Origin of the sequence: Stenotrophomonas sp. SBJS02, assembly GCF_020428325.2 — a bacterium.
Taxonomy (GTDB): Bacteria; Pseudomonadota; Gammaproteobacteria; order Xanthomonadales; family Xanthomonadaceae; genus Stenotrophomonas; species Stenotrophomonas africana.
Window position 1 is genome coordinate 2,224,485 of the sequence record NZ_CP109812.1, and the last position, 26,923, is coordinate 2,251,407.

The window sequence follows — 26,923 nt, forward strand, 5'->3', positions numbered from 1 at the left end:
TCAGCAGTTCCAGTGCATAGGCCTGGGTGCCGCAGCGCAGGCGCAGCCAGCGCGAGGTGCGTTCACCGGCGCGTCGGTTCTGCGGGTGTGGGCTGCGGGCAGGCTGGTGAGCCTGCGCCTGCAGTTCCTGCCAGGTGCCGGGGCGGTTGCCTGCGGGGGCATCGATGGCGACGCGTGGCGGCGGTGGCGGCGCGCGCGGCCGGCGCTGGCGCAGGGCGGGGCCGATGACGCAACCGATGCTGCGACCAGGGCGGGCGGCGGCGTGGCAACGTCCTCGCCACCGGCGGCGGCCTCGAACGCTGCCTGCAGGCTCGGGCTATCGGTGTGGGCGAGTCGATGGCTGTCGGCCGTATCGGTCTCGTAGATCACTTCGTCCGGCAGATCGTCCCAGGTCGGTTCCGGGCCTGCCTTGGCGGCGGCCGGAGCAGGGGCCGTCTCGTGGATCACTTCGTCGGGCAGGTCATCCCAGGTCGGTTCGCGCTCGGGGGCGGCGACAGGCAGTGCGGCGGCCTCGAAGGCAGCCTCCAGTGCGGCGTCGTCCTCTGCAGGGACAGCAGCAACAGCCTCCGTTTCGTAGATCACTTCGGCGGGCAGATCGTCCCACGTGGGCTCGCGCTCAGCCGTTGCCGCCGCTTCGAAGGCGTCTTCCAGCGCGGCGTTGTCCACGGCAGGTGCAGCGGCGACGCTCCCGGTTTCGTAGATCACCTCGGCCGGCAGGTCATCCCAGGTCGGCTCGCGTTCCGGATGCGGTGCGCCGGCCGAAGCCGGGGCGGCACTGTCCGGCGTTGGCAGTACGACGGCTGCCGGGGCGATCGCTTCGCCCAGCAGTTCGTCCAGATAGTCGTCCAGTACGCCGGTGCTGTTCATGCGGCCTGCTCCAGGGCACGGGCGTCCTCGCCGAGAATCCAGTTCAGGGCGCGGCGGTAGGCAGCCAGGCCGCGGCCCGGGTAGTCCTCGCCGACGCTCGGCAGGGTCAGGCCGGCGGCGTTGCTGATGCGGGTATCAATCGGAATCGCGTCTTCCCACACGCGGCTGCCGTGACGATCCTGCATCGTGCGCAGCGACTCGTTGCCGGCGCGGGTGCGGCGGTCGAACAGGGTCGGCAGGATCGAGATCGGCAGCGGGCGGCGGCGCGAACGCTCGACCATCTCGCCGGTGCGGACCATGCCATCCAGGCCATGCAGGGCCAGCGGCTCGGCCTGCGTCGGGATGATCAGGCGGTCGGCTGCGGCCAGTGCATTGATCATCAACAGGCCGAGGGTCGGTGCGCAGTCCAGCAGGATGTAGTCATGCTGGCCCTGATGGCGGGCAAGTGCGTTCTGCAGGGCCAGGCCGAGGCCGGGCTGGTTGGCGCTGCGGCGCTCCAGCGTGGCCAGCGCGGACTGTGCGCAGACATAGTCCAGGCCGTGGGTGCTGCTGGCATGGCACAGGCTGGAAAGATCGGCCGGCGGGGCGCCGAACAGTTCCAGCACGCCGGCCGGCGGCGGATCCACCGGCACGCCGAAGGCACGGCTGAGCGAGGCATGCGGATCGAGATCGATCAGCAGCACGCGATGGCCAAGCGCGGCGAGGCCGCGGCCGAGGGCGAGGGTGGTGGTGGTCTTGCCGACTCCGCCCTTCTGGTTGGCGACTGCCCAGATGCGCATCGGATTACTCCTTCATTGCCGGGGGAACGGCGGCGCCGACGCGGCTGCCAGCCGGCACCGGCGGCAACTTCACCGGTGCGATGGGGGAGGTGGGGGCGCTGGCCGGAGTTGCGGCGGCCTGTTCGGTAGCGGTGCTGTCCGTGGCGCCGGTGGCTGCGTTCAGGCGCTGGCCGAGCGGGTCCACCGAATGCGAGGTGTCGGCCAGGATGATGACCATCACCCGGCGGTTGCGGTTGCGTCCCTGCGCGCTGTCGTTCTCTTCGCGCGGGCGGAACTGGCCGTAGCCGACCATCGCCAGCCGCGACGGCTGCACGCCCTGGTCGGCGAACAGGTGCACCACGCTGGCGGCGCGCCCGGCCGACAGTTCCCAGTTGGACGGGAAGGTGGCAGTGGCGATCGGCACGTTGTCGGTGTGGCCTTCCACGCGCACGCTGTTGGGTACATCGCGCAGTACGTCAGCCAGGCTGGCCAGGGTCTGCCGCGCGTGCACGTCCAGCGCGGCCGAGCCGGTCGGGAACAGGATGTCGCTGTTGATCTCGACTTCGATCCACAGCTCGGTGCGACGCACGCTGATCATGCCGCGGTCGATCAGCGGTGCAAGTGCGGCGGTGAGGCGGTCGGCGATGCTGTTGAGCTGGCGCTCGGCGCGCGCGATCTGTTCCTGGTTGTGCACCGAGACAGGCATGCGCATCTGCGAGGCCATCGACGGCAGCAGGGTCGGGTCGTGCGACGGTGCCGGCGCGGACGGGCCGATCTTGGTGCCGGACTTGATCACCGACGGGCTGTCCCATCCGCCGCCCTGCACCTGCTTGTTGCCCACCTGCACCGGATTGATCGTGCGCGGCGCACCGCCGAAGGCATCGGTGAGGGCGTCGGCCATGATCCGGTACTTGCCTTCGTTGACCGAAGAAATCGCATACATGACCACGAAGAAGGCCAGCAGCAGCGTCATCAGGTCGGCATAGGGGATCGCCCATGCTTCATGGTTGGCGTGCTCTTCGTGGTGCTTGCGGCGGGCCATGTCAGTGCAGGAAGCCGGAGAGGTTGGTTTCGATGTTGCGCGGGTTCTCGCCCTGGGCGATCGAGATCAGGCCTTCAATGACCATCTCGCGGTCGCGCGTGTTGTGCGAGATCACACTCTTGAGCTTGGCCGAGATCGGCAGGAACAGCAGGTTGGCCGAAGCGATGCCGTAGATGGTGGCAGTGAACGCTGCGGCGATGCCGTGGCCGAGCTTGCTCGGGTCGGCCAGGTTCTTCATCACTGCGATCAGGCCCAGCACGGCGCCGATGATGCCCAGCGTCGGTGCATAGATGCCCATCGCCTCGAAGACCTTGGCGCCGGCCTGGTCCTGGTGCTCCTGGCTGCCCAGTTCGATTTCCAGCATGTGCCGCATCGATTCGGGCTCAACGCCGTCCACCAGCAGCTGCAGGCCTTTGCGCAGGAACGGATCCTGCTGCGCTTCCACCTGCGACTCCAGGCCCAGCAGGCCCTGGCGGCGAGCGATGTTGCTCCACTCGACGATCTGCTGGATCAGTTCGCGGCGATCGCTGTGCGGCGGGCGCACGACCCAGCGCACGATCTTGAACGCATGCTTGAACACCGCCGGCGAGGTATGCAGCAGGATCGCGGCGATGGTGCCGACGATGACGATCACGAATGCCGCAGGCGACCACAACGACGCCAGGCCGGCGCCCTTGAGGATGCTGCCGCCGACCAGCGAGGCCAGGGCGAGAAAGAGTCCAATGAGGCTGAGTCTATCCATGGATCCGGTATCGGCTTGTATGAATGGGACTTGAGACACCGGTACAGGCTACTGGTGTGACTTCACAGTTTTACGGGTTCAGCAAGTGGCTCAGTCGTGCGGAGTACGCAGGCCGTCCACGTCCAGGATCAAGGCCATGCGACCATCGCCGATCAAGGTTGCACCGGCGTAACCGCGCAGGCCGCGCAGGGCTTTCGGCAGCGGCTTGATGACCACCTCCTCGCGCCCGCGCACCTGGTCCACGACCAGGCCGAAGCGCGCTTCGCCTGCCTGCAGCACCACGATCGTCAGCAGGGTCGACGCGGCGGGCGTCACATCCAGCCACTGGCGCAGATCGACCAGCGGCAGCGTGTGCGAACGGCGGTCGAGCACGGCGCGGCCATCGAACCAGCCCAGCGAGGTACGCGGCGCGTGCAGCACCTCCATCACGCGCGCCAGCGGCAGTGCATACACATCCTCACCGGCCTGCACCAGCAGGGTTGGCAGAATGGCCAGGGTCAGCGGCACGCGGATCAAGAACCGGCTGCCACGACCCAGTTCCGACTGGATCTGGATCTGGCCACTCAGTTCGCGGATGCGCGACTGCACCACGTCCATGCCGACGCCACGGCCGGAGATGTCAGTGACCTGCTGCTTGGTCGAGAAGCCGGGCAGGAACACCAGGTGCAGGCACTCCTCGCTGCTCAGGCGGGCAGCGGCTTCCGGATCGATCAGGCCTTTCTCACGCGCCTTCGCGCGCAGCTTCTCAGGGTCGATGCCGGCGCCATCGTCCTGCACCTCGATGCTGACGTAGTCGCCTTCCTGCTGCGCCGACAGGCGTACATGGCCCATTCGCGGCTTGCCTTGTGCTTCGCGCAGGTCGGGCATTTCCACGCCATGGTCGATGGCGTTGCGGACCAGGTGCACCAGCGGGTCGGCCAGGGCTTCCACCAGATTTCGGTCGAGCTCGGTCTCGGCGCCGATCAGCTCCAGATCCACTTCCTTTTTCAGCGAGCGGGCGACGTCGCGGGCAACCTTGGGGAAGCGCGAGAACACCTTGCCCACCGGCTGCATGCGGGTACGCATCACTGCCGATTGCAGGCGTGCGGTGGCGATGTCCAGGGTGGACACGGCGCGGTCCAGCTCCTCATCGCGCAGGCGTGCGCGCAGGGTCTTGAGCCGATTGCGTGACAGCACCAGTTCGCCGATCAGGTTGACGATCGCATCCAGGCGCTTGGTGTCCACGCGCACGGTGTGCTCGGCCTCGGCCAGCGGCTTGGCGGCCGGCTTGGCGGCCGGTGCCGGTGCGGCCGCCGGGCGCGGGGCTGCCACCGGCGTCGGTGCCACGGCGGCAGCAGGCTTGGCACCTGGCGCGGCGCCACCGTGCAGCTGGTCCAGCAGGGCTTCGAACTCGTCTTCGCTGATCAGTCCGTCGTCGGCTTTTTTTGCCGGCGAGACGGCGGTCGGTGCATTGCCGCCGTGAAGCTGGTCGAGCAGGGCCTCGAACTCGTCGTCGGTGATCAGGTCGCTGCCGCCCGCGGCGGGCGCTGCTGCGGCGGCGGGAGCAGCCACGGCACCACCGTGCACGTCGAACTGGGCGATCAGATCCGGCGGCGCATAGCCCGGCTCGGTGCCGGACGACACCGCGTCCAGCATCGACTGCAGGTAGTCCAGTGATTGCTGGGCCGCATCGAAGTGGTGGGCCTGCAGTACGGCCTGCCCGGCGCGCGCGGCGCCCAGCGCTTCTTCAGCGGCGTGGCACAGCTCGACCATGGCGGTGACGCCGAGGAAGCCGGCGCCGCCCTTGAGCGTGTGATAGCCGCGGAAGACCGCGTTGAGCTGATCGCTGTCCTGCGGTGCCTGCTCCAGCGACACCAGCTGTTCGCCGAGGCGATCCAGGATTTCCTGTGCCTCGATGATGAAATCGGCAGTGATGTCGTCGGATACCGCGCTCATGCTTACAGCCCCAGATCCGACAACAGGTCGTCGGCGTCGTTCTGCGAGACCGCGTGGCGGTCCAGTCCCTTCAGTGCCGGCCCGGCCAGTTCCGGGTCGGTGCGATGCTGTTCCGGCGGCAGGCCGAGTGCGCCGAAGCCTTCGTGCACGCGGCGGACAATGCCGACCACGCGACGGATGATCTGCCCGGTCAGGTCCTGGTAGCTCTGGGTCAGGGCGATCTCGGTCAGGTTGTGGCGGATGCGCTCGAGCTGCGCGTCCTGGCCAGGCTGCAGGCCTTCGGCGCGCAGCTGTTCGGTCAGGCTGCGGCATTCCTCGGCCAGGTCCAAGGTGCGGTGCGTGGCCTGTTCGGTCATCGCCACCACGTGGTCCAGGCGCGCGCAGGCATCGTCCAGTTCGCCGGCTTCGCTGGGCACGGTCGGCAGTTCACCCAGCGCCTGTCCCAGTTCGCGGGCCAGCCGCGAGAGGCCGCTCATCATCGGCTGCGTGCGCAGCGCGACCAGTCCGTCGATGCGCTGCCGCCAGGCGGCCTCGTCACCGGACTCCAGTGCGTCCAGGGCTTCCTGCAGGCGCAGGGCGAGGGCGTTCTTGTCGACCGTGGTATCCATCAGGCGCTGGCCGCCAGGCGTTCGAAGATCTTGCCGAGCTTCTCTTCCAGTGTCTGTGCGGTGAACGGCTTGATGATGTAGCCGTTCACGCCGCTCTGGGCGGCTTCGATGATCTGCTCGCGCTTGGCTTCTGCGGTGACCATCAGCACCGGCAGGGTCTTCAGCTTGGCATCGGCACGGATCGCCTTGAGCAGCTCGATGCCGGTCATCACCGGCATGTTCCAGTCAGTCACCACGAAATCGAACGGCTGGCTCTGCAGCAGCGACAGCGCAGCATGCCCGTCCTCGGCTTCGGCGGTGTTGGTGAAGCCAAGATCGCCCAGCAGGTTCTTGACGATTCGACGCATGGTCGAGAAGTCGTCGACGATCAGGATGCGCATGTTCTTGTTCAAAGCAGAATTCCTTTGTTGTTCATTCCGGACGGCCGGGGGCAGCCGCCTCGGGGATGTTCATTCTTCGAGGCCGGCGTCGGCAGCCTCGAACAGCTTCAGCCGGCCACGCAGGCGCAGTACCGCCTGGCCGTGGATCTGGCAGACCCGCGACTCGCTCACGCCGAGCACCGCGCCGATCTCCTTCAGGTTCAGTTCCTGCTCGTAGTACAGCGAGAGCACCAGCTGTTCGCGCTCAGGCAGGTGGCCGATGGCCTTGCCCAGTTCGCGGCCGAACTCGCCGCGCTCCAGCACCTGCTGCGGGGTCGGGCCACCCTGGGCGACGGTGTCCAGCTCGCCCTGGTCTTCGATGCGCGATTCAAGGCTCAGTACCTGACCACGGGCGGCGTCTTCCATCAGCCGCAGGTACTCGGGCAGCGGCATCTCCATCGCGGCGGCCACTTCGGTGGCGCTGGCGGCACGGCCACTGCTCTGTTCCAGGCGGCGGATTGTGGCGGCGGCATCACGTGCGCGGCGGTGCACCGAGCGCGGCACCCAGTCGCCGCGGCGGATCTCATCGATCATCGAACCGCGGATGCGGATCGAGGCATAGGTCTCGAAGGAGGCACCCTGGTCGGCGTCATAGCTGCGCGAGGCCTCGATCAATCCCATCATGCCGGCCTGGATCAGGTCGTCGACCTCGACGCTCGCCGGCAGGCGTGCGGCCAGGTGGTGGGCGATGCGCCGCACCAGATCCGAGTGCTGGGCGATGACCTCGTTGGCTGCCGAGCGCTGGACTTCCCTGTACTGGGCTGCGCCTTTCATGCGGCCACCCCTCGCTGCTTGAGGATGCGTTCGAGGAAGAACTCAACGCCGCCGCGCGGTTCGGTCGGTGCCTGCCAGCGTGCGGTACGGCGCGCGATCTCGGTGATCGCCAGTGCTGCCGGACTGGACGGGTAGGCCTTCACCACCGGCTGCTGGCGCTGCACCGACAGGCGCAGCCAGTCATCCTGCGGCACGCAGCCCAGATAATTCAGGGAGACATCGGCGAGGAACTTCTCGCAGACGCGGGTCAGCTTCTCGTACAGCACGCGGCCCTCGTTCGGGTCCCGCACCATGTTGGCCACCACCTGGATGCGGTCCACGCCACGCTCGCGCGAGAGTACCTTGATCAGCGCATAGGCGTCGGTGATCGACGCCGGTTCGTCACAGACCACCACCACGGTGTCCTGCGCGGCCTGGCAGAAGGTCAGCACGCCATCGGTGATGCCGGCGGCCGTGTCCACCACCATGATGTCCAGTTCGCGTTCCAGCTCGGAGAACACGTTGACCAGGCCGACGTGCTCGGCCGGGGCCAGTTCGGCCATGTGGCGGCGACCAGACGCGGCCGGCACCACCAGCACGCCGTTCGGGCCTTCGACGATGACGTCATCCAGCGTGCAGCGGCCGGCGACCAGGTCGGCCAGGGTAAAGGTGGGGTTCAGCCCCAGGATCACGTCGATGTTGGCCAGGCCGAGGTCGGCGTCCAGCAGCAGCGTGCGCTTGCCCATGCCGGCCAGCGCCACGGCCAGGTTGGCCGAAACGTTGGTCTTGCCCACGCCGCCCTTGCCGCCGGTGACGGCAATGGTGCGCACAGGGCCGAGCGGCTCGCTGCGGGTGGCCGACAGCGGGAAGGTCTTGGTCAGCTTGGCGTACTCACGCGACGGCATGGTTCAACTCCGGGTTGCAGGGCATATCGGCCGCGCGGCGCAAATCTTCAAGGCGAAGTACGAGATTGGCCGCACTGGCCCGGTGCAGGTCCTCCGGAACGTCCTGGCCGTCGGTCACCCAGGTGATGGGCAGGGCATGGTCCACGGCCACCGACAGGGCATTGCCGAAGCGGCCGGTCTCGTCCAGCTTGCTCAGCACCAGGCCCTGCAGGTTGGCCGCGCCGAAGCGGCGGACCACCTCGTCCATGTCGCCGAAACTGGTGTTGGCCGGCAGCACCAGCAGGGTGCGCACCTGGCGGGCGGCGCGCAGCCACTGCAGCTGGGCGGCCAGCGCGCGGTCGCGCGGGCCCAGGCCAGCGGTGTCGATCAGCACCAGCTTGTAGTCCTTCAGGCGTTCCAGCAGCTGGTCCAGATCGGTACCGCTGTTGGCCTCGTGCACCGCGATGCCGAGCTGGCGGCCGTAGCCGTACAGCTGCTCGCGGGCGCCGATGCGGGTGGTGTCGGTGGTGACCAGGGCGACGTCACGCGGCGCGTGCTTCTCGGCGAAGCGCGAGGCCAGCTTGGCGATGGTGGTGGTCTTGCCGGCGCCGGTCGGGCCCACAAGGGCGATCACGCCGCCTTCTTCCAGCGGGTCGACCGGGGCGATCGGCAGCTTGCGCGAAATCAGCCCCAGCATCAGGCCGCGGCCACGGTGGGCCTCGGTCTCCAGCGGGATCTGCATGGCCACGTCGCGGGCCAGGCCGGCGTCGAAGCCGTACTCGTCCATCAGGTCCAGCGCAGTGGCGCGCACCGGGCAGCCGCGCAGGCGCTCGTCGGTGAAGCGGTTCATTTCGCGCTCGATCACATGGCGCATGCCGGCCACTTCCTGACGCAGCTGGCGGATCTCGGCGTCGTCCTGGGCAACCACGGTCAGCGTCGGTGCCGGGGCCAGTACCGGTGCCGGGCTGGCTTGGTCACTGGCTTCAGCCGGTGCCGGTTCGCTGGCGGTGATCCCGGGCTGCACATCAGCCACAGCAGCGGTCGGCAGCGGCGGCGGCTGCACAGCCGGGGCCGGGCTTTCGTGATGAGTCTCGTGCGGCGGGTCGATCTGGAAGTGGGCGCGGTTGGCCGACGTGGCGCTGGCGGGCGCCGGTGCGACGATGGCTTCAGCGAACGGGGCGAAGATCTGTTCCGGCAGCGCCGGTTCGTTGACGGCGGCACGCGCCAGGGTGGCGGCGAAGCCGCTGCTGCCACGGGTCGGCACGATCTCGTCGGCACTGTCCAGGGTGCGGCCAGTGGCGCCGACCGCAGCGCGGGCGAGGGCGGCCACGGCCGGTGGTGGCGGCGACCGGTTCCGGCGCCGGGGTGTTGCTGCGGCGTCGGGTGACGGCGGCGATCACCGCGTCGGCGGCGGTGCGCGGCTTCGGCGCCGGCGGCGGAGCGATGTCACGACGCGAGGCTTCCAGCGCACGCTGCACGGCGCTCTCATCGTAGTTGGCGGCGGCGACGATCTCGATGCCTTCCTCGATCCGGCGGTTGGACAGGATCACGGCGTCAGGACCATGTTCCTTGCGCACCAGGTTCATGGCCGAGCGCATGTCGGCGGCGACGAATCGTTTGATTTTCATGCTGTGGTCACGGGACGAAGACGGCGGGGTGGCGGTCGGAGAACTCGGGTGGTCGGTGGTCTGCACGTTGCGGGTTCCCCTTGGTATCTGTCTGTTGCGTCGGTTCGAAAGTGGTGTCTGTTTTCTGGCGCATCGGAGGGCGGCGTCAGCTGATCGTTCCGACCAGCTTCAGGCGCTTGTCCTCCGGCACCTCGCTGTAGGCCAGGACCGACAGCGACGGAACGCTGTGGCGGACCAGGCGCGCCAGCGCGGCGCGCACCGGGCCAGGTACCAGCACAACCGCGGGCTCGTTGCGGGCTTCCTGCTTGCTGACACATTCGGCCAGGCTCTGGTGCAGTCGCTCAGCGAGTCCGGGTTCCAGCGCGGCGCCGTTGCCCTGCGTGGACTCCTGCAAGACACGTTCCAATTGCGGGTTGAGGGTGAACACCGGCAGCTCCGCCGACATTCCGGCGATCTCCTGCACGATGAAGCGGCCCAGTGCGGTGCGCACGGCGGCGGTCAGCACCGCCGGGTCCTGGCTGTTTGGAGCGTGTTCGACCAGTGCTTCGGCGATCTTGCGCAGCTGGCGGATCGGAATGCGTTCGACCAGCAGGTTCTGCAGCACGCGCACCACCGCCGACAGCGGCAGCGCCTTCGGCGTCAGATCTTCGACGAGCTTGGGCGCGCTCTTGGCCAGGTTGGCGAGCAGGTGCTGCACTTCCTCGTGGCCGAGCAGTTCTGGCGCGTGTTCGCGGATCAGGTGCGAGAGGTGGGTGGCAACCACGGTGGCCGGATCGACCACGGTGTAGCCCAGCGTTTCGGCCTGGGCGCGCTGGTGCGGCTGGATCCAGGTGGCATCCAGGCCGAACGCGGGGTCCTTGCCGGCGATGCCCTCCAGGGTGCCCAGCGCGCTGCCCGGATCAAGGGCCAGCTCGCGGTCGGGATGGATCTCGGCGGTGGCCACCGGCACGCCGTGCACCAGCACGCGGTAGCCGTTGGCCGGAAGTTCCAGATTGTCGCGGATGTGCACCGACGGAATCAGGAAACCGACGTCCTGGGTCAGCTTGCGGCGCACGCCCTTGATGCGCGCCATCAGCTCGCCGCCCTGGTTGCTGTCCACCAGCGGGATCAGCCGGTAGCCGACCTCCAGGCCCAGCGGATCGACCGGGCGCAGTTCGTCCCAGCTCAGTTCGGCGGTCGGCGCAGGTGCCGCCGGGCGGCCGAGTGCGTTGAGTGCGGCAGTGTCATTGCCGGCGGCTGCCGGGTCGGTGGCCGCGGCCTTGCCCTTGCGGTAGACCTTCCAGGCGATGAAGCCGAGGATCGCGGACAGCGTCAGGAAAGCGACGTTGGGCATGCCCGGCACCAGGCCGACCACGCCGATGATGCCGGCGGTGATCGCCAGCGCGCGGTACTGGCCGAACACCTGGCCGGTCATCGCCTGGGCCATGTCCTGCGAGCGCGAGGCGCGGGTGACCAGCATCGCCACCGCGCTGGAGACCAGCAGTGCAGGCAGCTGCGCCACCAGGCCGTCACCGATCGACAGCAGGGTGTAGGTAGCCGCGGCATCGCCGAACGGCATGCCATGCTGCAGCACGCCCACGGCCAGGCCGCCGAGCATGTTGATGAACAGGATCAGGATGCCGGCGATGGCATCACCACGGATGAACTTGCTGGCACCGTCCATCGCACCGTAGAAGTCGGCTTCCTCGCGGACTTCCTCGCGGCGCAGCTTGGCTTCTTCACGCGTCAGCAAACCGGCGTTGAGGTCGGCGTCGATCGCCATCTGCTTGCCGGGCATCGCGTCGAGGATGAAGCGCGCGGTCACTTCCGAGACGCGGCCGGCGCCCTTGGTGATCACCACGAAGTTGATGATGGTGAGGATCGCGAACACCACGATGCCCACCGCGTAGTTGCCGCCGATCACGAATTCGCCGAAGGCGGCGATGACCTTGCCCGCGGCGTCGTGGCCGTTCTGGCCGTTGAGCAGGATCACGCGGGTGGAGGCCACGTTCAGCGCCAGCCGCAGCATGGTGGTGATCAGCAGCACGATCGGGAAGATGGTGAAGTCCAGCGGGCGCTTCACGTAGACCACCGCCAGCAGCACCATCAGCGAGATGGCGATGTTGAAGGTGAACAGCGCATCGAGCACCGGCGCGGCCAGCGGCACCACGACCATGGCCAGCAGGGCCAGCACGATCAGCGGCGCGCCAAGGCCCTGGCGGATCATTTCCAGGGCGCGGCGGGTGTTGAATCCGGTGGAGGGCTGGGCGCTCACGGGCGGCCTCCCTTGCCGAATTCATCCACCTGGATGTGCGGGGCGTCCGGCATCGGGCCAGTGCGCCAGGCGCGCAGCTGGTAGACGTAGGACAGGACCTGGGCGACGGCCGAATACAGTCTCACGGGGATTTCCTTTCCGAGTTGGCCTTCCCGATACAAGGCGCGTGCCAAAGGCGGGGCGGAGACGATCGCGACCTTGTTGCCGTCGGCCACTTCACGGATGCGCAGGGCGGTCTCGTCCACGCCCAGGGCGACCACGGTCGGGGCGTTCATGGCGCCACCCTCGTACTTCAGCGCCACCGCATAGTGGGTGGGGTTGACCACCACCACGTCGGCCGTGGGCACGGCTTCCATCATCCGGCGGTTGGCCATCTGCTGCTGCAGCTGGCGGATGCGGCCCTTCACCTCGGGGCTGCCTTCGCTTTCCTTCATTTCCCGGCGCAGTTCTTCACGGGTCATCTTCAGCTTGCGCATCCAGTTCCAGCGCTGGTACGGCGCGTCGATGGCGGCCAGCACCAGCATCGCGCCGGCGGTGGCCAGCAGCAGGCGCAGGGTGAAGCCGAGGCCGTCGGTGATGGCGGTCTCCAGCGGGTGGTGGATCAGCCCGCGCAGGGTGTCAAAGCCGGTCCAGACTACCAGCCCGGCGGCGACGCCGACGAAGGCCACGCGCAGCAGCGACTTGGTGAACTCGGCGATGGCCTCCGGGCCATACAGGCGCTTGAGCCCGCTCATCGGATTCATGCGGTTGATGTCGGGCAGCAATGCTTTCTGCGACCAGCGCAGGCCGCCCATCACCAGAGGTGCGACGAAACTGGCCAGCAGGCAGACCAGCACCAGCGGCGCGATCACCAGCATGAACTGCAGCAGCAGGTCGCCGAAGTGGCCGAACAGTTCCTTCGGGTTCTGCCGCAGGCTCTGTTCGGGGCTGAGCGCGTGCTTCATCCAGGCGCTGGCGCCGCGGCCGATCGAACCGCTCATGGCCATCACCGCCAGCACGCCGGCGCCGAATACGGCGGCGGTGCCGAGTTCGCGCGAGCGCGGCAGGTTGCCCTGTTCACGGGCGTCGCGCAGGCGTTTTTCGGTAGGCTGTTCGGTCTTTTCGCCGGCGGATTCGTTCTCGGACATCACAGGCACTGCGGCAGGGGATGCCAGGGTGCGTGCAAGAACCGTTCCACGCGTGGCGTGGATCTACCGACGGCCCGTTTTGTAGAGCCGAGCCCATGCTCGGCTGCGGCTGGGTCCAGGTGCGAAGCGCAGCCGAGCACGGGCTTGGCTCTACAGGAGGGTGCCGCAGGAATCGTTCCGTGATGGCGGGCTGGGCGGCCGTGTCACCCGTTCGGCGCTACCGCCTGCAGCGGGATCGTCAGCACACTGTCGCTGTGCCAGTCCACCTGCAGCGGGGCGCCCGCATCGGCGGCCGATTCATCGCTGACATCGCGGCCGGTGCCGTGGTTCACCTGATGCATGGCGTCCTTCAGCACGTCCACGTTCACCAGCAGGCGGCTGCCTGCAGCCAGGCGGCGGGCGACCATGCGCGTCCGGTCGAACGGCAGGTGGGTCCATTGGCCGGGCCGCAGCAATTGGCGTGTGCTCGGGTCACGCACGTGGCTGGCCCGGCCCATGTAGTAGGACAGCTGCATGCGGCGGCCATCGGCCATCAGCTCGTACAGGGTGACGGTGAAATCGAAATCCCGCTTGTTGAGGCGGACCTTCAGGTCACCAGAGAAGCTTCCCACCAGATCCATCGGTGCAATGAACGGTTCGGAGACGAAGGCCAGCGCGGTGTCCGCTTCGTCCTGTGCCGCGACGATCGGGTACGGGTAGTAGCCGTGGCGCATTTCGTTGCGGTCGGCCAGGTCCACGGTCTGCCGTAGCTGGCCAGGGGCTGGCGACTGTTCCAGCAGGCGGTGGTAGCCATCGGATGATGCCTGATCGGCGGAGAGGTGGTAGCGGCGGTGAGCGCCCGCAGCCGCCTCCAGCGTTGCCGCATGCCCCCACGTGTTGGCGCCCATCAGCTGGTAATTCACCCGGTCGGGCACCAGCGGCGGACGCGGGGCGCCGCGCAGCACATGGTCCAACCACTGGAAGGTGACTGCCGGGGTGTCGAACTGCGCGGCAGGGTCGACCGCGTAATCGCGCAGCTCCATGGGTTTGAGCGCCGACTGCGCACCGCGGTGGTCGTAGGGACCGATCAGCAGGGCGTGGTCGGCATCGGGGCGGTGCCTGAGGTGCTCCTTGAAGTACTGCAGTGCCGAGATCTGGCCGTCGTCGTAGTAGCCGGTGATGGTCAGCACCGGGATGTGGATGTCGTCGAACTGGTCACTATAGGGAACCATCGACTGCCAGTAAGCGTCGTACGCCGGGTGATCGAGCCAGCGCTGAAGCCAGGGATTGGGCGTGCCGTCGACCTGGTCTATCTGCCGGTAAGGGCGACCGGAGGCATACCAGCGGCGCGGCAGCTGCGACCAGCGCTCGTCCTGGTCGTAGGTGTCGTTGTCCAGCATCGGACCATTGGCGACATAGAACGCCCAGCCGTAGTTGGCACTCAGGAACACGTTGTTTTCCATCGGCAGGCCCTGGCCGGGGATGGCGGCAACGTAGGGCACGATGGTCTTCAATGCGGGATGGTGATGGCGCGCTGCTGCCCAGGCGGTAAAGCCCTCGTAGCTGCCGCCATACATGGCGACCCGGCCATCGTTCCATGGCTGGTGGCTGATCCAGTCGATGGCCGCGTTGGCGTCCTCGCCGTCGTGTTCGTAGGGCGCGATGGTGCCCGTGCCCTGGCCTTTGCCGCGTGCATCGACCACGATGCCGGCGTAGCCATGCGCGGCGGCCAGCAGCATCTTCTGCCGGTTCTTCGGTGGATCGGTGTAGATGGTGAACAGCATGGCTGCAGGTAGTGGCGCAGTGGCAGCGCGTGGCCGTGCCAACTGGGCCGACAGCACCACGTCGCCGCCTGCGGGAATGCGCAGGGTGTCGTCGATGACGAAGCGACGCTGCTCTTCTGCGGCGACCAATGCCGGGGCCATTGCGGCGGCCAAGGTCTGTGCACGCAGTACTGCCCGCAGGCGCAGAAGTTCCAGGGCGACGGCCGCGGATACGGTCGCGGCACCTGCCTGCGCCGCGATGGCCTGCTCCAGCTGGGCGCGCACCCGGGCCGGCTCAGCCGAGAGCGCGGCCTCGGCCTGCACCGCGGCGACGTCGTCGAGGGCAGCGAAGGTGCTGTGGAAGGCACGCGCATAAGCGGCGTTGTCCCGCTCGCCGGCGGTGGCGAGCAGCAGCATGGGCACCCAGCGCTGCACCGCCGCGGTATCACCGTCGCTTGCCAGCGATGCCCGCGCCTGCTGGATCGATTGCCGCGCTTCGGCCGTCTGGCCCATCGCCAGCAGCGCGTGGCCGCGCTGTGCATCGGTCAGGCCGGGGGACTTCAACACGCCCTTGCCGAGGGCCAGCAGGGCAGCGTCGACCTGGGCCGGGGAAGCATCGGCTGGCAATGACCACGGCAGATCAGCGGCGGCAGCGTGGCCAACAGCAAGGGCCAGCAACAAGCCTGCAAAGGTGGTGCGTAGGGCCACGGGCGCTTCCTTGGATGATGGTGGAACGGCTCATCCACGCATGGCGTGGACCTACTGGGGATCGACACCCCATGGTAGCGCCGGGCCATGCCTGGCGGGAGCCGAGCGCAGGTTCGGCTACAGGGAGGCGTTGTCGCTGGGCGGTGGGCTCTGCGCCAACTCCACCCGCGGCCGCGGCAGGTCGTGCAGCTGCATGAAGCGCGCCGCATCCACCGGGCGGCCGAGCAGGTAGCCCTGCAGGTAGTCGCAGCCCAGCCGCTCCAGGTAGGCGCGCTGGGCGGCGGTTTCCACGCCTTCGGCCACGATGTCCATGTCCAGTGCGTGGCCCAGCGCCACGATCGCCGAGACGATCACCACATCCTCGGCGCTGTGTTCCAGATCGCGCACGAAGGCATGGTCGATCTTGATCTCGGTGGCCGGCAGCCGCTTCAGGTACAGCAGGCTGGAATAGCCGGTGCCGAAGTCGTCGATGGAGATGCCCACGCCCAGTGCCGAGAGCGCCTGCAGCAGGCGCAGGCTGGTATCGGTATCGCGCATCACCGTACTTTCGGTGATCTCCAGCACCAGGTGGCGCGGGGCGATGCCATGGCGTTCGATCACTTCGCGCACATCCTGCAGCAGGTGCGGCGAACTGAACTGCACCGGCGACAGGTTCACCGACATCGACCAGCCTTCGTGACCGGCGTCATGCCAGCGGCGCAGCTGCAGGCAGGCCTGGTCCAGCGCCCAGCGCCCGATATCGTTGATGGCACCGCTGCGCTCGGCCAGCCGGATGAAGCGGTCCGGCGGAATCAGGCCATGCTCCGGATGGTGCCAGCGGATCAATGCTTCGGCACCGGCCACCTTCTGCGTGGCCACGCGGATCTTGGGCTGGTAGTGCAGGAACAGCTGCTCGCTGCCAATGGCCCGCCGCAGGTCGGCCAGCAGCCGGAATTGTTGTTCGGCGCTGTCATTCATCCAGTCGGCGAACAGCACGAAGGCGTTGCGTCCGGATTCCTTGGCCTGGTACATCGCTGCATCGGCAAACGCCATCAGCTGCCGTTCGCTGGCGGCGTGATCCGGGCAGATCGCCACGCCGATGCTGGCGGTTACCTGCAGTTCGTTGTCCGGCAGCAGGGGGCCGCTGCCGACCGCCTGCAGGATGCGCCGGGCCAGCGTCGGCAGGTCTTCATCGTGCTCGATGCGTACCACCAGCACGAACTCGTCACCGCCCAACCGCGCCAGCATGTCGTTGGAGCGCAGCAGCTGGCGGGTGCGCTCGGCCACTGCCACCAGCAGCGCGTCGCCGGCCTGATGGCCATAGGCATCGTTGACCTGCTTGAAGCCATCCAGGTCCATGAACATCACAGCGAAACGGCTGCCGCCCTGTTCGGCCTCGGCCAGTGCCTGCACGATGCGACGCTGCAGCAGCAGGCGGTTGGGCAAGCGGGTGAGTGGGTCGTGCAGTGCGGCCTGGGTCAGTTCCTGCTGCGCGTCGGTCAGCGAGGTGCTCAACAGGGAATTGCGCAGGCGCAGCAGCTGCGCCTCCACCCGCTGGTCCAGCCAGGACACCACCAGCACCACGGCCAGGATCGCCACGGTGAGCATCACCACCAGCATGGCCAGCCATTCGCTCTGCAACCCATCGCCGACGGCTGCGCCGCAGATGCTGCCCTCCGGAAAGCGTGCGGCGGCCATGCCGGTGTAGTGCATGCCGACGATGGCCAGCCCGAGCAGGCCCGCCGCTGCGAGACGATCACCGATGCGGGTGCGCTGCGCGCGCAGGCGGAAGGCTACGTACAAGGCGGTCCACGAAGCGGCCACCGCTACCAGCAGCGAAAAAAGCAGCCAGCCCGGGTCGTAGTCGATGCCCGGCTGCATGCGCATTGCAGCCATGCCAACGTAATGCATGCCGGCGATACCGGTGCCCATCAGCAGGGCGCCGCCGGCCAATCTCCGGTGCGGCAGGGTGCGCAGCGAAACCAGCCACAGTGCGAACACCGACGAGGCGATGGCCAGGGCCAGGGAAAGCAGGGTGATCGGCAGGTCGTAGCCGAGCGGAATGGGAAGGTCGAAAGCGAGCATGCCGATGAAGTGCATCGACCAGATGCCCAGGCCCATGGCGAAGCCGCCACCGAGGCGCCACCACCACGCCGCGCCCTTGCCGGGTGCGGTGACCGTGCGCCCGGCCATCGCCAGTGCGGTGTAGGACGCCATCACGGCAACCAGCAATGAGGTCGCCACCAGCCATGGGTTGTACGTGCCTACCAGCATTCGTCAGTCTCCCGGACCTGCCTGTCGACGGAAACCACGGTGGGGCATGCATGAGGCAGGCCGACGCAGAGCGGCGGCCACGTGCGGCATCCCCCCGGTTGCCGCGCATTCACTCTAACGCGCAGCCCCGGGGGCAGGGCAAGCAGAAAAACGTGATGATCGGGTCAGTGTGTGACCGCGTCCGCAGCCTGGAAGGCGGCATCGAACAGGCGCTGTACCGGCGGGCCCATTTCCCCGGCCAGCAACGCCAGCAGGAACAGGCCCAGCAGCAGCGAGACCGGCAGGCCCAGCTGGATCGGATTCAGTGCCGGCGCGGCGCGGGCCAGCACGCCGAAGGCCAGGTTGACTGCCAGCATCGCCACGGTCAGCGGGATCGCCAGGCTCAGTGCACCGCGCAGCACGGTCAGCAGGAAGGTCGGGGCGATGCTGAAGAAGGCGTGCGGGTCCGGCAGCGGCGCGCCGATCGGCAGTGCCCGGTAGCTGTCCACTACCAGTGAGATCAGCGCCAGATGGCCGTTGGCGGTGAAGAACAGCAGGCCGAACAGCAGGTAGAACCACTGGCCGATCACGCCCGATGTGCCGCCACGCAGCGGGTCGCTCATCTGCGCGAAGGCCAGGCCGGTGCCCTGTGCGATCAGTTCGCCGGCCATCGCGCCGGCCTCGAACACCAGCCGCAGCAGGAAGCCGATGGATACGCCGATGGCCAGTTCGCGGGCGATGGTCAGGACCGTGGCGGCATCGAAACCGGTCCAGTCTGGAACTGGTGGCAGCAGCGGCGCCAGCGCGATGGCAAGGGTACCGGCCAGGATCACGCGGATCCGTGCCGGCACCGCGCGGGTACCGACCATGGGCATGGCCATGGCCACCGCACCGATGCGCAGCATGGTCCACAGTACGGTGCCGATCATGCCGAAGGCCTGCAGGCCGTCGGCAGCCATCTGGGTGGCGGCGTCCATCGAGGTGCGTGTCCTAACCGATCAGGTGCGGGATGCGCTGGAACAGCAGCGTGGTGAATTCAACCAGGTGGCCGATCAGCAGGCTTCCCAGCGCGAACAGCACCGCAGTCAGCGCCGCCGCCTTGGCAACGAAGGCGATGGTTGGTTCGTTGAGCTGGGTCGCAGCCTGCACCACGCCCACCACCACGCCCACCACCAGTACGGTCAGCAGCAGCGGGCCGGCCACCCACAGCACGGTGATCAGGCCGCCACGCAGTTCGGTCAAGGCAAGTTCGGGAGTCATTCGGGTTCCATCTTCTTATGTAGCGTCGAGCCATGCTCGACTGCCTTTCAATCACGCCGGATTGAAGCTCGCCGCCAACGTACCCACGGTCAGCACCCAGCCATCCACCAGCACAAACAGCAGGATCTTGAACGGTGCCGACACCAGCATCGGCGACAGCATCATCATGCCCATCGACATCAGCACGCTGGCCACGACCAGGTCGATGATCACGAACGGGATGAAGATCAGGAATCCGATTTCGAAGGCGGTCTTCAGTTCGCTGGTGACGAACGAGGCGACCAGCACCGGGAACGGGATCGCATCGGGGCTGGCGTAGGTGCCGTGCCCGGCGATGCCGGCGAAGGTCATCAGGTCGGTCTCGCGGATCTGCGCCAGCATGAAGGCGCGCAGCGGCGTGGTGGTCAGCGTCCAGGCGGTCTGGAAGTCGATGTCGCCGTTGAGGTACGGCGCCATGCCGGTGCTCCAGGCCTTGTCCCAGGTGGGCAGCATGATCATTGCGGTAAGGAACAGGGCCAGGCCCAGCAGCACCTGGTTGGACGGCGTCTGGCCGGTGCCCAGCGCCTGGCGCAGCAGGCCCAGCACGATGATGATGCGGGTGAACGAGGTCAGCACCAGCAGCATCGACGGGATCAGGGTGATCGCCGTCATCAGCAGCAGGGTCTGCAGCGGCAGGCTGACCGGCGCACCGCCGATCTTGCCCACGTTGATGTCCGGCAGCGGGGTGGCCGGCGTACCGGGCGCGGCGAACGCCAGCGCAGGCAACAGGCACAGGGCAAGCAACAGCAGCCACGGCATCAGGGTGGCAAGACGGGTACGGGTGACACGCATGTCAGGGATCCTTGCGCAGCCGCTGCTGCAGCAGCTGGGCGAAATTCGGCAGGTTCTTGAAATCCGGCACGCGCACCGGTGCCGGTGGCGGCAACGGTTCGGGCAGGGTATGCAGGGTGTTGATGCCGCCGGCGGTGACGCCCAGCAGCAGTTGCTGGCCATTGACCTCGACCACCACCACGCGTTCCTTGGCGCCGACACTGAGGCTGGCCACCAGCTTCATGCCTTCGGCAGGGCGGAAGCCGCTGCCGGGCATGCGCTTGAGCAGCCAGCCGAGTCCGATGACCAGCGCGAGCACTGCCAGCAGCGCCAGCACCGCGCCGAACAGGCTCGGTGCGGCGGCCGCGTGCTGGCCGATCTGCGGGCCGACCGGAGCGGCGGCCTTGCCGACCGCCAGCAGAGTGGAGGCCAGCAGGCTCAACGCAGTCTCCGGATCCGCTCGCTCGGGCTGACCACGTCGGTCAGGCGCACGCCGAAGCGGTCATTGATCACCACCACTTCGCCATGGGCGATCAGGGTGCCGTTGACGAACACATCCAGCGATTCGCCGGCGCCGCGTTCCAGTTCCACCACCGAGCCCTGGTTGAGCTGCAGCAGGTTGCGGATCGGCAGGCGCGCGCGACCGACTTCCAGCGACAGGGTCACCGGCACGTCCAGGATCACGTCCAGATTCAGGTCCGGACCGTTCGCCTCATCGGCCTGCAGGCTGCTGAACTGGGCCGGGGTGGGTTCGAGGGCGTCGATATCGTTCATTGCGGGTCTTCCTGGATGACGGGTACGCGCGGACGGGTGCCCGGCGGATGGGTAGCGGTGATCTTCACGGCGTTCATGCCGTTGGCGATGCCGAACTCGCCGGTGAACACCGGGATGTTCTCCACGCACAACGGCACCTGCGGGCTGAGCTCGATCGGCAGGATGTCGCCTACCTTCAGCTGGGTCAGGTCACGCAGCGTCATGCGCTTGCTGGCCAGCACGCTGGACAGGGTCACCTCGGCGATGTTGAGCTGCTCGCGAAGGGTCTGCCCCCAGCTCTCGTCGCGATCGTTGCGGTCGCTCTGGATGCCGGCGTCGAGCAGCTCGCGGATCGGCTCCAGCATCGAGTACGGCAGGGTCACGTGGATGTCGCCGCCACCGCCGTCGAGCTCGACGTGCAGTCGGCACACCACCACGTATTCGCGCGGGGTCACGATGTTGGCGAAGTGCGGGTTGATCTCCGAGTTGATGTACTCGAAATCCACATCCATCACCGGTGCCCAGGCTTCGCGCAGGTCGGCGAAGGTCTGCTTCAGCAGCAGATGGATCACCCGCATTTCCGTGGCGGTGAACTCGCGTCCTTCGATGCGGGTCGGGTAGCGTCCGTCGCCACCGAAGAAGTTGTCGACGATGGCGAACACCAGGGTCGGTTCGAATACGATCAGGCCGGTACCGCGCAGCGGCTTGAAGCGGATCAGGTTCAGGTTGGTCGGCACATACAGCGAGTGCATGTAGTCGTTGAACTTGATCAGCTCGATGCCGCGCACCGACAGCTCGGCCGAGCGGCGGATCAGGTTGAACAGGCCGATCCGCCAGAGGCGCGCGAAGCGCTCGTGGACCATTTCCAGGGTCGGCATGCGACCGCGGATGATGCGGTCCTGGCTGGCGAAGTCGTACGAACGTGCTTCGCCGGACGGCGGTTCCGGATCGGTCTCGACCGCACCACTGTCCACGCCGTGGAGCAGGGCATCAATCTCGTCCTGGGACAGCAGGTCATTCATCGGTGGGCCCTTACTGGGTCACGAAGCTGGTGAACAGCAGATCGTCAGCGCCGTTGCTGCCGGTCTCGGCCTTGAGCACTTTCTGCACTTCGGCCAGCGAAGCGGCCTGCAGCTTCTGCTTGCCGGCGACGTCGGCGATCTGGTCCGGGCTGACCTGCGAGAACAGCATCAGCAGGCGTGCGCGGATGGCGGGGGCATGGGTCTTGATCGCTTCCAGCGCGGCCGGGTCGCGGGTCATCAGCTGCACTTCCAGCTGCAGGTAGCGCGGGCCGTCGACCGGGCCATTGAGGTTGACCACGAACGCCGGGTCCAGCGCGAAGTACTGTGCCGGTGCCGGAGTGCTGGCCTTCTTCGGCGCCTGCGCGGTCTTCTCTTCGTGCTTGGACTGGGTGAAGAACCAGACGCCGCCACCGGCGGCAGCGGCGGCCAGTACGGCCACCAGTGCGGTGATCAGGATCGGACTACGCGGCTTGGCGGCCTTGTCCTTCTCGGCGGTCTTCTTGGTTTTGTCAGCGGCTGCGGCCACGGGGTGAAGCTCCTGAGGGTTGCTTCACCGGGATATGCAAGGGGTGTGCCGGAGCCGGGGCAGAGGGGTGCGACGGAATTCCGTCGGGGGGCCTGTGGGGCCGTGCGGAGCAAGCTCCGCACCCACCAACGCGATACTGGCAGGTGCCAACCGCACTGCTCTGGAGGGTGCCGACCGCATCGCTCTGGTGGGTGCCAACCTTGGTTGGCACGCCTGTCAGGCGTATGCGTCCAGCAACCCGCGCTGGCGGATCAACTGTGCGGACGACACACCGCCCTCGGCCGGCGACGGTTCTCCGTCACCTGCCATGCCGCCGCCACCGGCCTGGCCCGACGCATTGCCGTCACCACCGGGCGCCTGGTGGCCGACATCGGCATGAGCCAGCTGGAAGCCCTGCTCGCCGAGAAGTTCGCGAAGGCGCGGCAGGCTGCTTTCCAGCGCCTGGCGCACATCCACGTGCGGGCTGCTGAAGCTGGCATGCACCTTGTCGCCGTTCAACTGTAGGCGCACGTCGACCGGGCCCATGTCATCCGGACTCAGCCGGATGTGGGCATGGCCGATCTTCTGGTCGGCCAGCCAGCCCAGGCGCGCGCCAATGGCCTGGTCGAAACCGTCGTCACCGAGCACCGGTTTCGGTGTGGGTTCACCATTGAAGATCGCATTGCCCGTGGCCAACGCGGTCTTCAGATCCTGCACAGCCGCGTTGCCCGGTGCATGCAGCAGCGGCGCCGCGGTGCGGTCGCCGATGAGGGGTGCGTCGCTGCCTTCACCGCGCTCGCTGCGCTTGCCGGGCAGCACCAGCTCAGGCAACGGCAGTGTGGTCACCTGGTCGGCGCCGCTGGGGGCATTACCCTCGGCGGTGGACGATGTGGTCGCAGCTGCTGTGGACGGCAGGGCTGCTGCGACCGGTAGTGCGGCGGGGGCGGGGGGTGCGTTGCCGTCTGCGTCGGTGGCTGTCGCTGTCACCGCCGGCAGAGCGGCGGCAGGGTCGGCAGGTGCCGGTACCGCCAGCACCAGTCCTGCCAGGCCGAGCGGCGGCCAGGGCGCCTCCTCGGCCGCAGCCTGGGCGTCCTTTTCGGCAGCGGGCTTGGCTTGCGCTGTGGGCACCGTGGCTGCGGTCTCTTCGGGCGCGGCAGCGCTGTCCGGCCTGCGCTCGGCGCCGGCCTGGCCATTGTTGTCGGATGCCGGTCCCTGCGTGGACGGCGTGGGCGTGTTCGAGGCTTTCGAGGGTTTCGAGGGCGCATCGGCACCCGATGAGCCACCCTGCAGCAGTTGGCTGAACTCCTTGTTTCCATCACCGCGTGGCGCGCGCGTTGCGCTGCTGCCGGAATTCTGCGGCTGCGCGTTGGCGCTGCTGGCCAATGGCGCGGGCATCACGAGCGGCCTCCCTGCTCGGCGCCGTCCTGGTCTTCGGTCTGTACCAGGCGAGCGCGGCGGGCACCGATGTCGTCCATCTCGCGCTGGTCGCGGCGGTCGGTCACCACCTTTTCCTGCGCGCGGTAGCTGGCGGCCAGCTGCTCCAGCACGGCCTTGTCACGGCTGGCCAGGATCAGGCGGGCGCGCTCAGCTTCCACCTTCTCGCGGTTGCCGTTGACCGTGGCCTGCTGCTGTTCGACCGCACTATCCAGGCGGTCGAGAAACGCACGCCGGTTCAGCAGTTGTGCCGGGCTGGTCGCCGCCATCTGGGCATTCGCATACTCCTCGGCGTAGCGGCGCAGTTCGTCCAGTCGCGAGAGATGGGTATCGAGCACGCGCTGGCGTTCGGCCAGGTCGCGGGCGACCGCGTCCTCGTGTTCCTGGGCCCGCTTGAGCAGGGGATCGATGCGCTTGGACTGGTTCATGGCTTAACTCTCTTGTTCCACCAGGCGCTGCAGCGCCGCCTGGCTGTGCGGGAGATCTGCGGCCTTGGCAACGTCCTGGCCGAGGAACTCCATGATTTCCGGCCAGCGTTCCAGAGCTTCGTCGGTGGCCGCGTCGTTGCCGCGCTGGTAGGCACCGATGGCGATCAGGTCACGGTTGGCCGAGTAGGCCGAGACCAGTCGCTTCAACTTGCGGATGCGCAGGCGCCACGGCTCGTCGGCGATTTCCGTGACCACGCGGCTGACCGACGATTCGACGTCGATGGCCGGGTACAGGCCGCTGTCGGCCACGCGCCGCGAGAGCAGGATGTGGCCGTCGAGGATCGCGCGCGCTGCATCGGCAATCGGATCCTGCGGATCATCGCCTTCGGTCAGCACCGTGTAGAACGCGGTGATCGAGCCGCGGCCCTTGGCGCCATTACCGGCGCGTTCGACCAGTGCCGGCAGCTTGGCGAACACCGACGGCGGGTAGCCGCGGGTGGTGGGCGGTTCGCCGACCGACAGGCCGATCTCGCGCTGCGCCTGGGCGAAGCGGGTCAGCGAGTCCATCAGCAGCAGCACGTTCAGGCCCTGGTCGCGGAACCATTCGGCGATGGCGGTGGCGCGGTAGGCGCCGTGCAGGCGCGCCAGCGGCGGCCGGTCGGCGGGACTGGCCACCACCACGGCGCGGCGCAGGCCTTCTTCGCCCAGCGTGGTTTCGACGAAATCGCGTACTTCGCGGCCACGTTCACCGATCAGGCCGACCACGATCACGTCGGCGGCGGTGTAGCGGGTCATCATGCCCAGCAGCGTCGACTTGCCGACGCCGGAGCCGGCGAACAGGCCGACACGCTGGCCGCGGCCGATCGGCAGCAGCGCGTTGATCGCGCGCACGCCCACGTCCAGCGGCTGGGTGATCGGCTCACGCGCCAGCGGATTGATCGACACGCCGGCCATGCCAACGTGGCCCTCGGCGCGGATCGGGCCCTTGCCGTCCAGCGGCACGCCATCGCTGTCGATGACGCGGCCGAGCAGCCCTTCGCCCACTTCAACGCCGCCACGGCGCGCAGACGGCACCACCCGTGCGTTGGGCAGCAGGCCGTGCAGTTCGGCGCTGGGCATCAGGTAGGTGCGCTCGCCGGCAAAGCCGACCACTTCGGCATCGACCCAGCCGCCGTCGACCACTTCCACCTTGCAGCTGGCGCCCAGCGGCGCCTCGCAGCCGACGGCTTCCAGGGTCAGTCCGACCGCGCGGCGCAGCACGCCTTCGCGGATCAGGCCACGGCCATGGGCGGTATCCACGCGCAGGCCGTCGAGCCGACGGGCCAGGCGCAGGTTGCGGGCCATGGCCCAGTCGGCCGGTGGCGGCGTCGGCTGCGGATCGGGGTTCATGCATTGGCTCCGGTCTGGCGGATCACCGCGTCCAGCGCGCCTCGCAGGCGGGCTTCCAGGGTGCCGTCGATGCGCACGGCTTCTGCGTGCACGCGAAGATCGCCGCGGCTCAGGCTGGTGTCTGGCACCAGGCGCTGTTGTGGCGGCAGGCTCAACAGCGGGGCGAGGGCGGCGATGTCATCCGGGTGCAGTCGCACTTCGACCTCGCGGGTGCTGCCACCCACCGCGTCGATGGCCTCGCCGACCAGCTGCGCCAGCAGCGCCGGCTCAGCCTCGTAAGCGCGGCCGACCAGTGCGCCCGCGATGCGTACCGCCAGCTCGCCCAGTGCGCCGACCACTTCGTTCTCCAGCCTCACCAGCGGTCGGCTGAAGTTGTCGAGGATGCCTTCGATCTGTGCGGCGAGGCGACGCACCTCCGCCTGGCCCTGGCCGTAACCTTCGCTATGGCCGTGCTGGAAGCCTTCCTTCTCGGCGTTGTCCTGGATGGCCTGGATTTCCTCCAGGGTCGGCAGCTGCAGCGGCGGCTCCGGCTCGTGTTCCGGGTCCGGCTCGGTGAGTTCGAACGCGTCCTCCTGCTCCAGCGCCGGTTCGGGCTGGGCCAGCAGGTCCGGGGCAAGCCAGCGCACGACGTTGCTCACAGCATGGCCTCCGCACTGCCACCAATGGTGACGGTGCCTTCATCGGCCATGCGCTTGACGATGGCCAGGATCTCGCGCTGCGCACCTTCCACGTCGGACAGGCGCACCGGACCGCGGGCTTCCATGTCTTCCAGCAGGATTTCGGCCGCACGCTGCGACATGTTGCGGGTGATCTTGTCGCGGACCTTGATGTCGGCACCGCGCAGGGCCAGACCCAGGCGCTCGCCGCTCACTTCACGCAGCACCAGCTGCATTTCGCGGTCATCCAGGTCGACCAGGTCGTCGAACACGAACATCAGGTCCTGGATGCGGTTGCTCAGCGGCGCATCGATGCGCGCGATCTCGCCGAGGATCGCCTGGTCCTGGCCGCTGTCCATGAAGTTCAGAATGTTGGCCGCGCACTGCACGCCACCGATGTTGGACGACTTCAGGTTCTGGTTGCCGGCGAACTGGCGCTCCATGATCTCGTTGAGTTCATTGAGCGCGTTCGGCGGAATGCCGTCGAGGGTGGCGATGCGCAGCAGCACGTCCACGCGGGTACGGTCCGGCAGCAGCTTCAGCGCGTCGGCGGCCTGGTCGGTTTCCAGGTGCGCCATCACGATGGCGATGATCTGCGGGTGCTCGTTGCGCACCAGGTCGGCCACCGCACGCGGGTCCATCCACTTCAGTGCGTCCAGGCCGGTGGTGTTGCGGCCCAGCAGGATGCGGTCGATCAGGTTGCCGGCCTTCTCGCTGCCCAGCGCCTGCACCAGCATGTTGCGGATGTAGTCGTCCGAGCCCACGCCCAGCGAGGTCTTCGAGCCCAGCTCCTGGCCGAACTGGTCCATCACCCGTTCCACCTGTTCGCGGGTGATGTCGGTCATGGTGGCCATGGCGATGCCGATCTTCTGCACTTCCTTGGGTTCCATGTGGCGCAGCACTTCGGCTGCATCCAGCTCACCCAGGGACAGCAGCAGCACGGCCGCGCGCTGTACGCCGGTCAGTT

At 68.0% G+C, this 26,923-nt stretch carries 24 protein-coding genes and 2 pseudogenes; all 26 read right to left on the reverse strand.

Annotated features, from left to right (window positions below; translation table 11 throughout):
• Positions 1-867 (reverse strand): hypothetical protein, encoded by an 867-nt coding sequence (locus tag FQS62_RS10425; protein ID WP_268924730.1) that lies wholly within the window; start codon positions 865-867, stop codon positions 1-3.
• The gene (locus tag FQS62_RS10430; protein ID WP_208043761.1) at positions 864-1,646 is read right to left on the reverse strand and encodes a ParA family protein; all 783 of its coding nucleotides are present in this window, start codon (positions 1,644-1,646) and stop codon (positions 864-866) included. Before FQS62_RS10430 ends, FQS62_RS10425 begins: the two co-directional genes overlap by 4 nt.
• A gap of 175 nt (positions 1,647-1,821) precedes the next feature.
• A pseudogene (gene motD, locus FQS62_RS10435) lies at positions 1,822-2,667 on the reverse strand (flagellar motor protein MotD); the annotation flags it as partial.
• A 1-nt stretch (position 2,668) separates the two neighbouring features.
• The gene (locus tag FQS62_RS10440; protein ID WP_049444851.1) at positions 2,669-3,409 is read right to left on the reverse strand and encodes a flagellar motor protein; all 741 of its coding nucleotides are present in this window, start codon (positions 3,407-3,409) and stop codon (positions 2,669-2,671) included.
• A 90-nt stretch (positions 3,410-3,499) separates the two neighbouring features.
• A complete protein-coding gene (locus tag FQS62_RS10445; protein ID WP_208043762.1) occupies positions 3,500-5,344 on the reverse strand; it encodes a chemotaxis protein CheA in 1,845 nt (614 codons plus the stop codon).
• Between the two features lie 2 nt (positions 5,345-5,346).
• Positions 5,347-5,952, reverse strand: a complete 606-nt coding sequence (locus tag FQS62_RS10450; RefSeq protein ID WP_006442968.1) for a protein phosphatase CheZ — start codon at positions 5,950-5,952, stop codon at positions 5,347-5,349.
• Positions 5,952-6,344, reverse strand: coding sequence for a chemotaxis response regulator CheY (cheY, locus tag FQS62_RS10455; protein WP_006365466.1), 393 nt, complete (start codon positions 6,342-6,344; stop codon positions 5,952-5,954). Before cheY ends, FQS62_RS10450 begins: the two co-directional genes overlap by 1 nt.
• 57 nt (positions 6,345-6,401) lie before the next feature.
• Positions 6,402-7,145, reverse strand: a complete 744-nt coding sequence (locus FQS62_RS10460) for an RNA polymerase sigma factor FliA (RefSeq protein WP_049401180.1) — start codon at positions 7,143-7,145, stop codon at positions 6,402-6,404.
• Positions 7,142-8,029: a MinD/ParA family ATP-binding protein gene (locus tag FQS62_RS10465; protein ID WP_010482449.1), complete on the reverse strand. Its 888-nt coding sequence runs from the start codon at positions 8,027-8,029 to the stop codon at positions 7,142-7,144. The genes FQS62_RS10460 and FQS62_RS10465 overlap by 4 nt, the downstream gene beginning before the upstream one ends.
• A pseudogene (gene flhF / locus FQS62_RS10470) lies at positions 8,016-9,636 on the reverse strand (flagellar biosynthesis protein FlhF). The gene FQS62_RS10465 and the pseudogene flhF overlap by 14 nt, the downstream one beginning before the upstream one ends.
• Before the next feature lie 145 nt (positions 9,637-9,781).
• Complete coding sequence (gene flhA / locus FQS62_RS10475; protein ID WP_170935803.1) at positions 9,782-11,842, reverse strand: flagellar biosynthesis protein FlhA; 2,061 nt, start codon at positions 11,840-11,842, stop codon at positions 9,782-9,784.
• Between the two features lie 44 nt (positions 11,843-11,886).
• Positions 11,887-13,017 (reverse strand): flagellar biosynthesis protein FlhB, encoded by a 1,131-nt coding sequence (flhB, locus tag FQS62_RS10480; RefSeq protein WP_043033586.1) that lies wholly within the window; start codon positions 13,015-13,017, stop codon positions 11,887-11,889.
• Between the two features lie 203 nt (positions 13,018-13,220).
• A complete protein-coding gene (locus FQS62_RS10485; protein WP_208043763.1) occupies positions 13,221-15,467 on the reverse strand; it encodes a CocE/NonD family hydrolase in 2,247 nt (748 codons plus the stop codon).
• Between the two features lie 117 nt (positions 15,468-15,584).
• Positions 15,585-17,720 carry a putative bifunctional diguanylate cyclase/phosphodiesterase gene (locus FQS62_RS10490; protein ID WP_208043764.1) on the reverse strand — a complete coding sequence of 712 codons (2,136 nt, stop codon included), beginning with the start codon at positions 17,718-17,720 and terminating at the stop codon, positions 15,585-15,587.
• Positions 17,721-17,884: 164 nt separating this feature from the next.
• Positions 17,885-18,676, reverse strand: coding sequence for a flagellar biosynthetic protein FliR (gene fliR, locus FQS62_RS10495; protein WP_057499837.1), 792 nt, complete (start codon positions 18,674-18,676; stop codon positions 17,885-17,887).
• Between the two features lie 13 nt (positions 18,677-18,689).
• On the reverse strand, positions 18,690-18,959 hold the full coding sequence (locus FQS62_RS10500; RefSeq protein ID WP_012510965.1) for a flagellar biosynthetic protein FliQ: 270 nt from the start codon (positions 18,957-18,959) through the stop codon (positions 18,690-18,692).
• A gap of 51 nt (positions 18,960-19,010) precedes the next feature.
• Positions 19,011-19,790: a flagellar type III secretion system pore protein FliP gene (fliP, locus tag FQS62_RS10505; RefSeq protein WP_057499838.1), complete on the reverse strand. Its 780-nt coding sequence runs from the start codon at positions 19,788-19,790 to the stop codon at positions 19,011-19,013.
• Position 19,791: 1 nt separating this feature from the next.
• Positions 19,792-20,190, reverse strand: a complete 399-nt coding sequence (gene fliO, locus FQS62_RS10510) for a flagellar biosynthetic protein FliO (protein ID WP_170272481.1) — start codon at positions 20,188-20,190, stop codon at positions 19,792-19,794.
• A gap of 17 nt (positions 20,191-20,207) precedes the next feature.
• Positions 20,208-20,543 (reverse strand): flagellar motor switch protein FliN, encoded by a 336-nt coding sequence (gene fliN, locus FQS62_RS10515; protein ID WP_005409543.1) that lies wholly within the window; start codon positions 20,541-20,543, stop codon positions 20,208-20,210.
• Positions 20,540-21,544 carry a flagellar motor switch protein FliM gene (fliM, locus tag FQS62_RS10520; protein ID WP_049431106.1) on the reverse strand — a complete coding sequence of 335 codons (1,005 nt, stop codon included), beginning with the start codon at positions 21,542-21,544 and terminating at the stop codon, positions 20,540-20,542. The genes fliN and fliM overlap by 4 nt, the downstream gene beginning before the upstream one ends.
• Before the next feature lie 10 nt (positions 21,545-21,554).
• The gene (locus tag FQS62_RS10525) at positions 21,555-22,070 is read right to left on the reverse strand and encodes a flagellar basal body-associated FliL family protein (protein WP_005409545.1); all 516 of its coding nucleotides are present in this window, start codon (positions 22,068-22,070) and stop codon (positions 21,555-21,557) included.
• Between the two features lie 216 nt (positions 22,071-22,286).
• Positions 22,287-23,444, reverse strand: coding sequence for a flagellar hook-length control protein FliK (locus FQS62_RS10530; protein ID WP_208043765.1), 1,158 nt, complete (start codon positions 23,442-23,444; stop codon positions 22,287-22,289).
• Positions 23,444-23,911, reverse strand: coding sequence for a flagellar export protein FliJ (gene fliJ / locus FQS62_RS10535; protein WP_049434692.1), 468 nt, complete (start codon positions 23,909-23,911; stop codon positions 23,444-23,446). The genes FQS62_RS10530 and fliJ overlap by 1 nt, the downstream gene beginning before the upstream one ends.
• A 3-nt stretch (positions 23,912-23,914) precedes the next feature.
• Positions 23,915-25,300, reverse strand: coding sequence for a FliI/YscN family ATPase (locus tag FQS62_RS10540; protein WP_005413257.1), 1,386 nt, complete (start codon positions 25,298-25,300; stop codon positions 23,915-23,917).
• Positions 25,297-25,938 carry a FliH/SctL family protein gene (locus FQS62_RS10545; RefSeq protein ID WP_100442760.1) on the reverse strand — a complete coding sequence of 214 codons (642 nt, stop codon included), beginning with the start codon at positions 25,936-25,938 and terminating at the stop codon, positions 25,297-25,299. Before FQS62_RS10545 ends, FQS62_RS10540 begins: the two co-directional genes overlap by 4 nt.
• Positions 25,935-26,921: a flagellar motor switch protein FliG gene (gene fliG / locus FQS62_RS10550; RefSeq protein ID WP_024958226.1), complete on the reverse strand. Its 987-nt coding sequence runs from the start codon at positions 26,919-26,921 to the stop codon at positions 25,935-25,937. The genes FQS62_RS10545 and fliG overlap by 4 nt, the downstream gene beginning before the upstream one ends.
• Positions 26,922-26,923 lie beyond the last annotated feature (2 nt).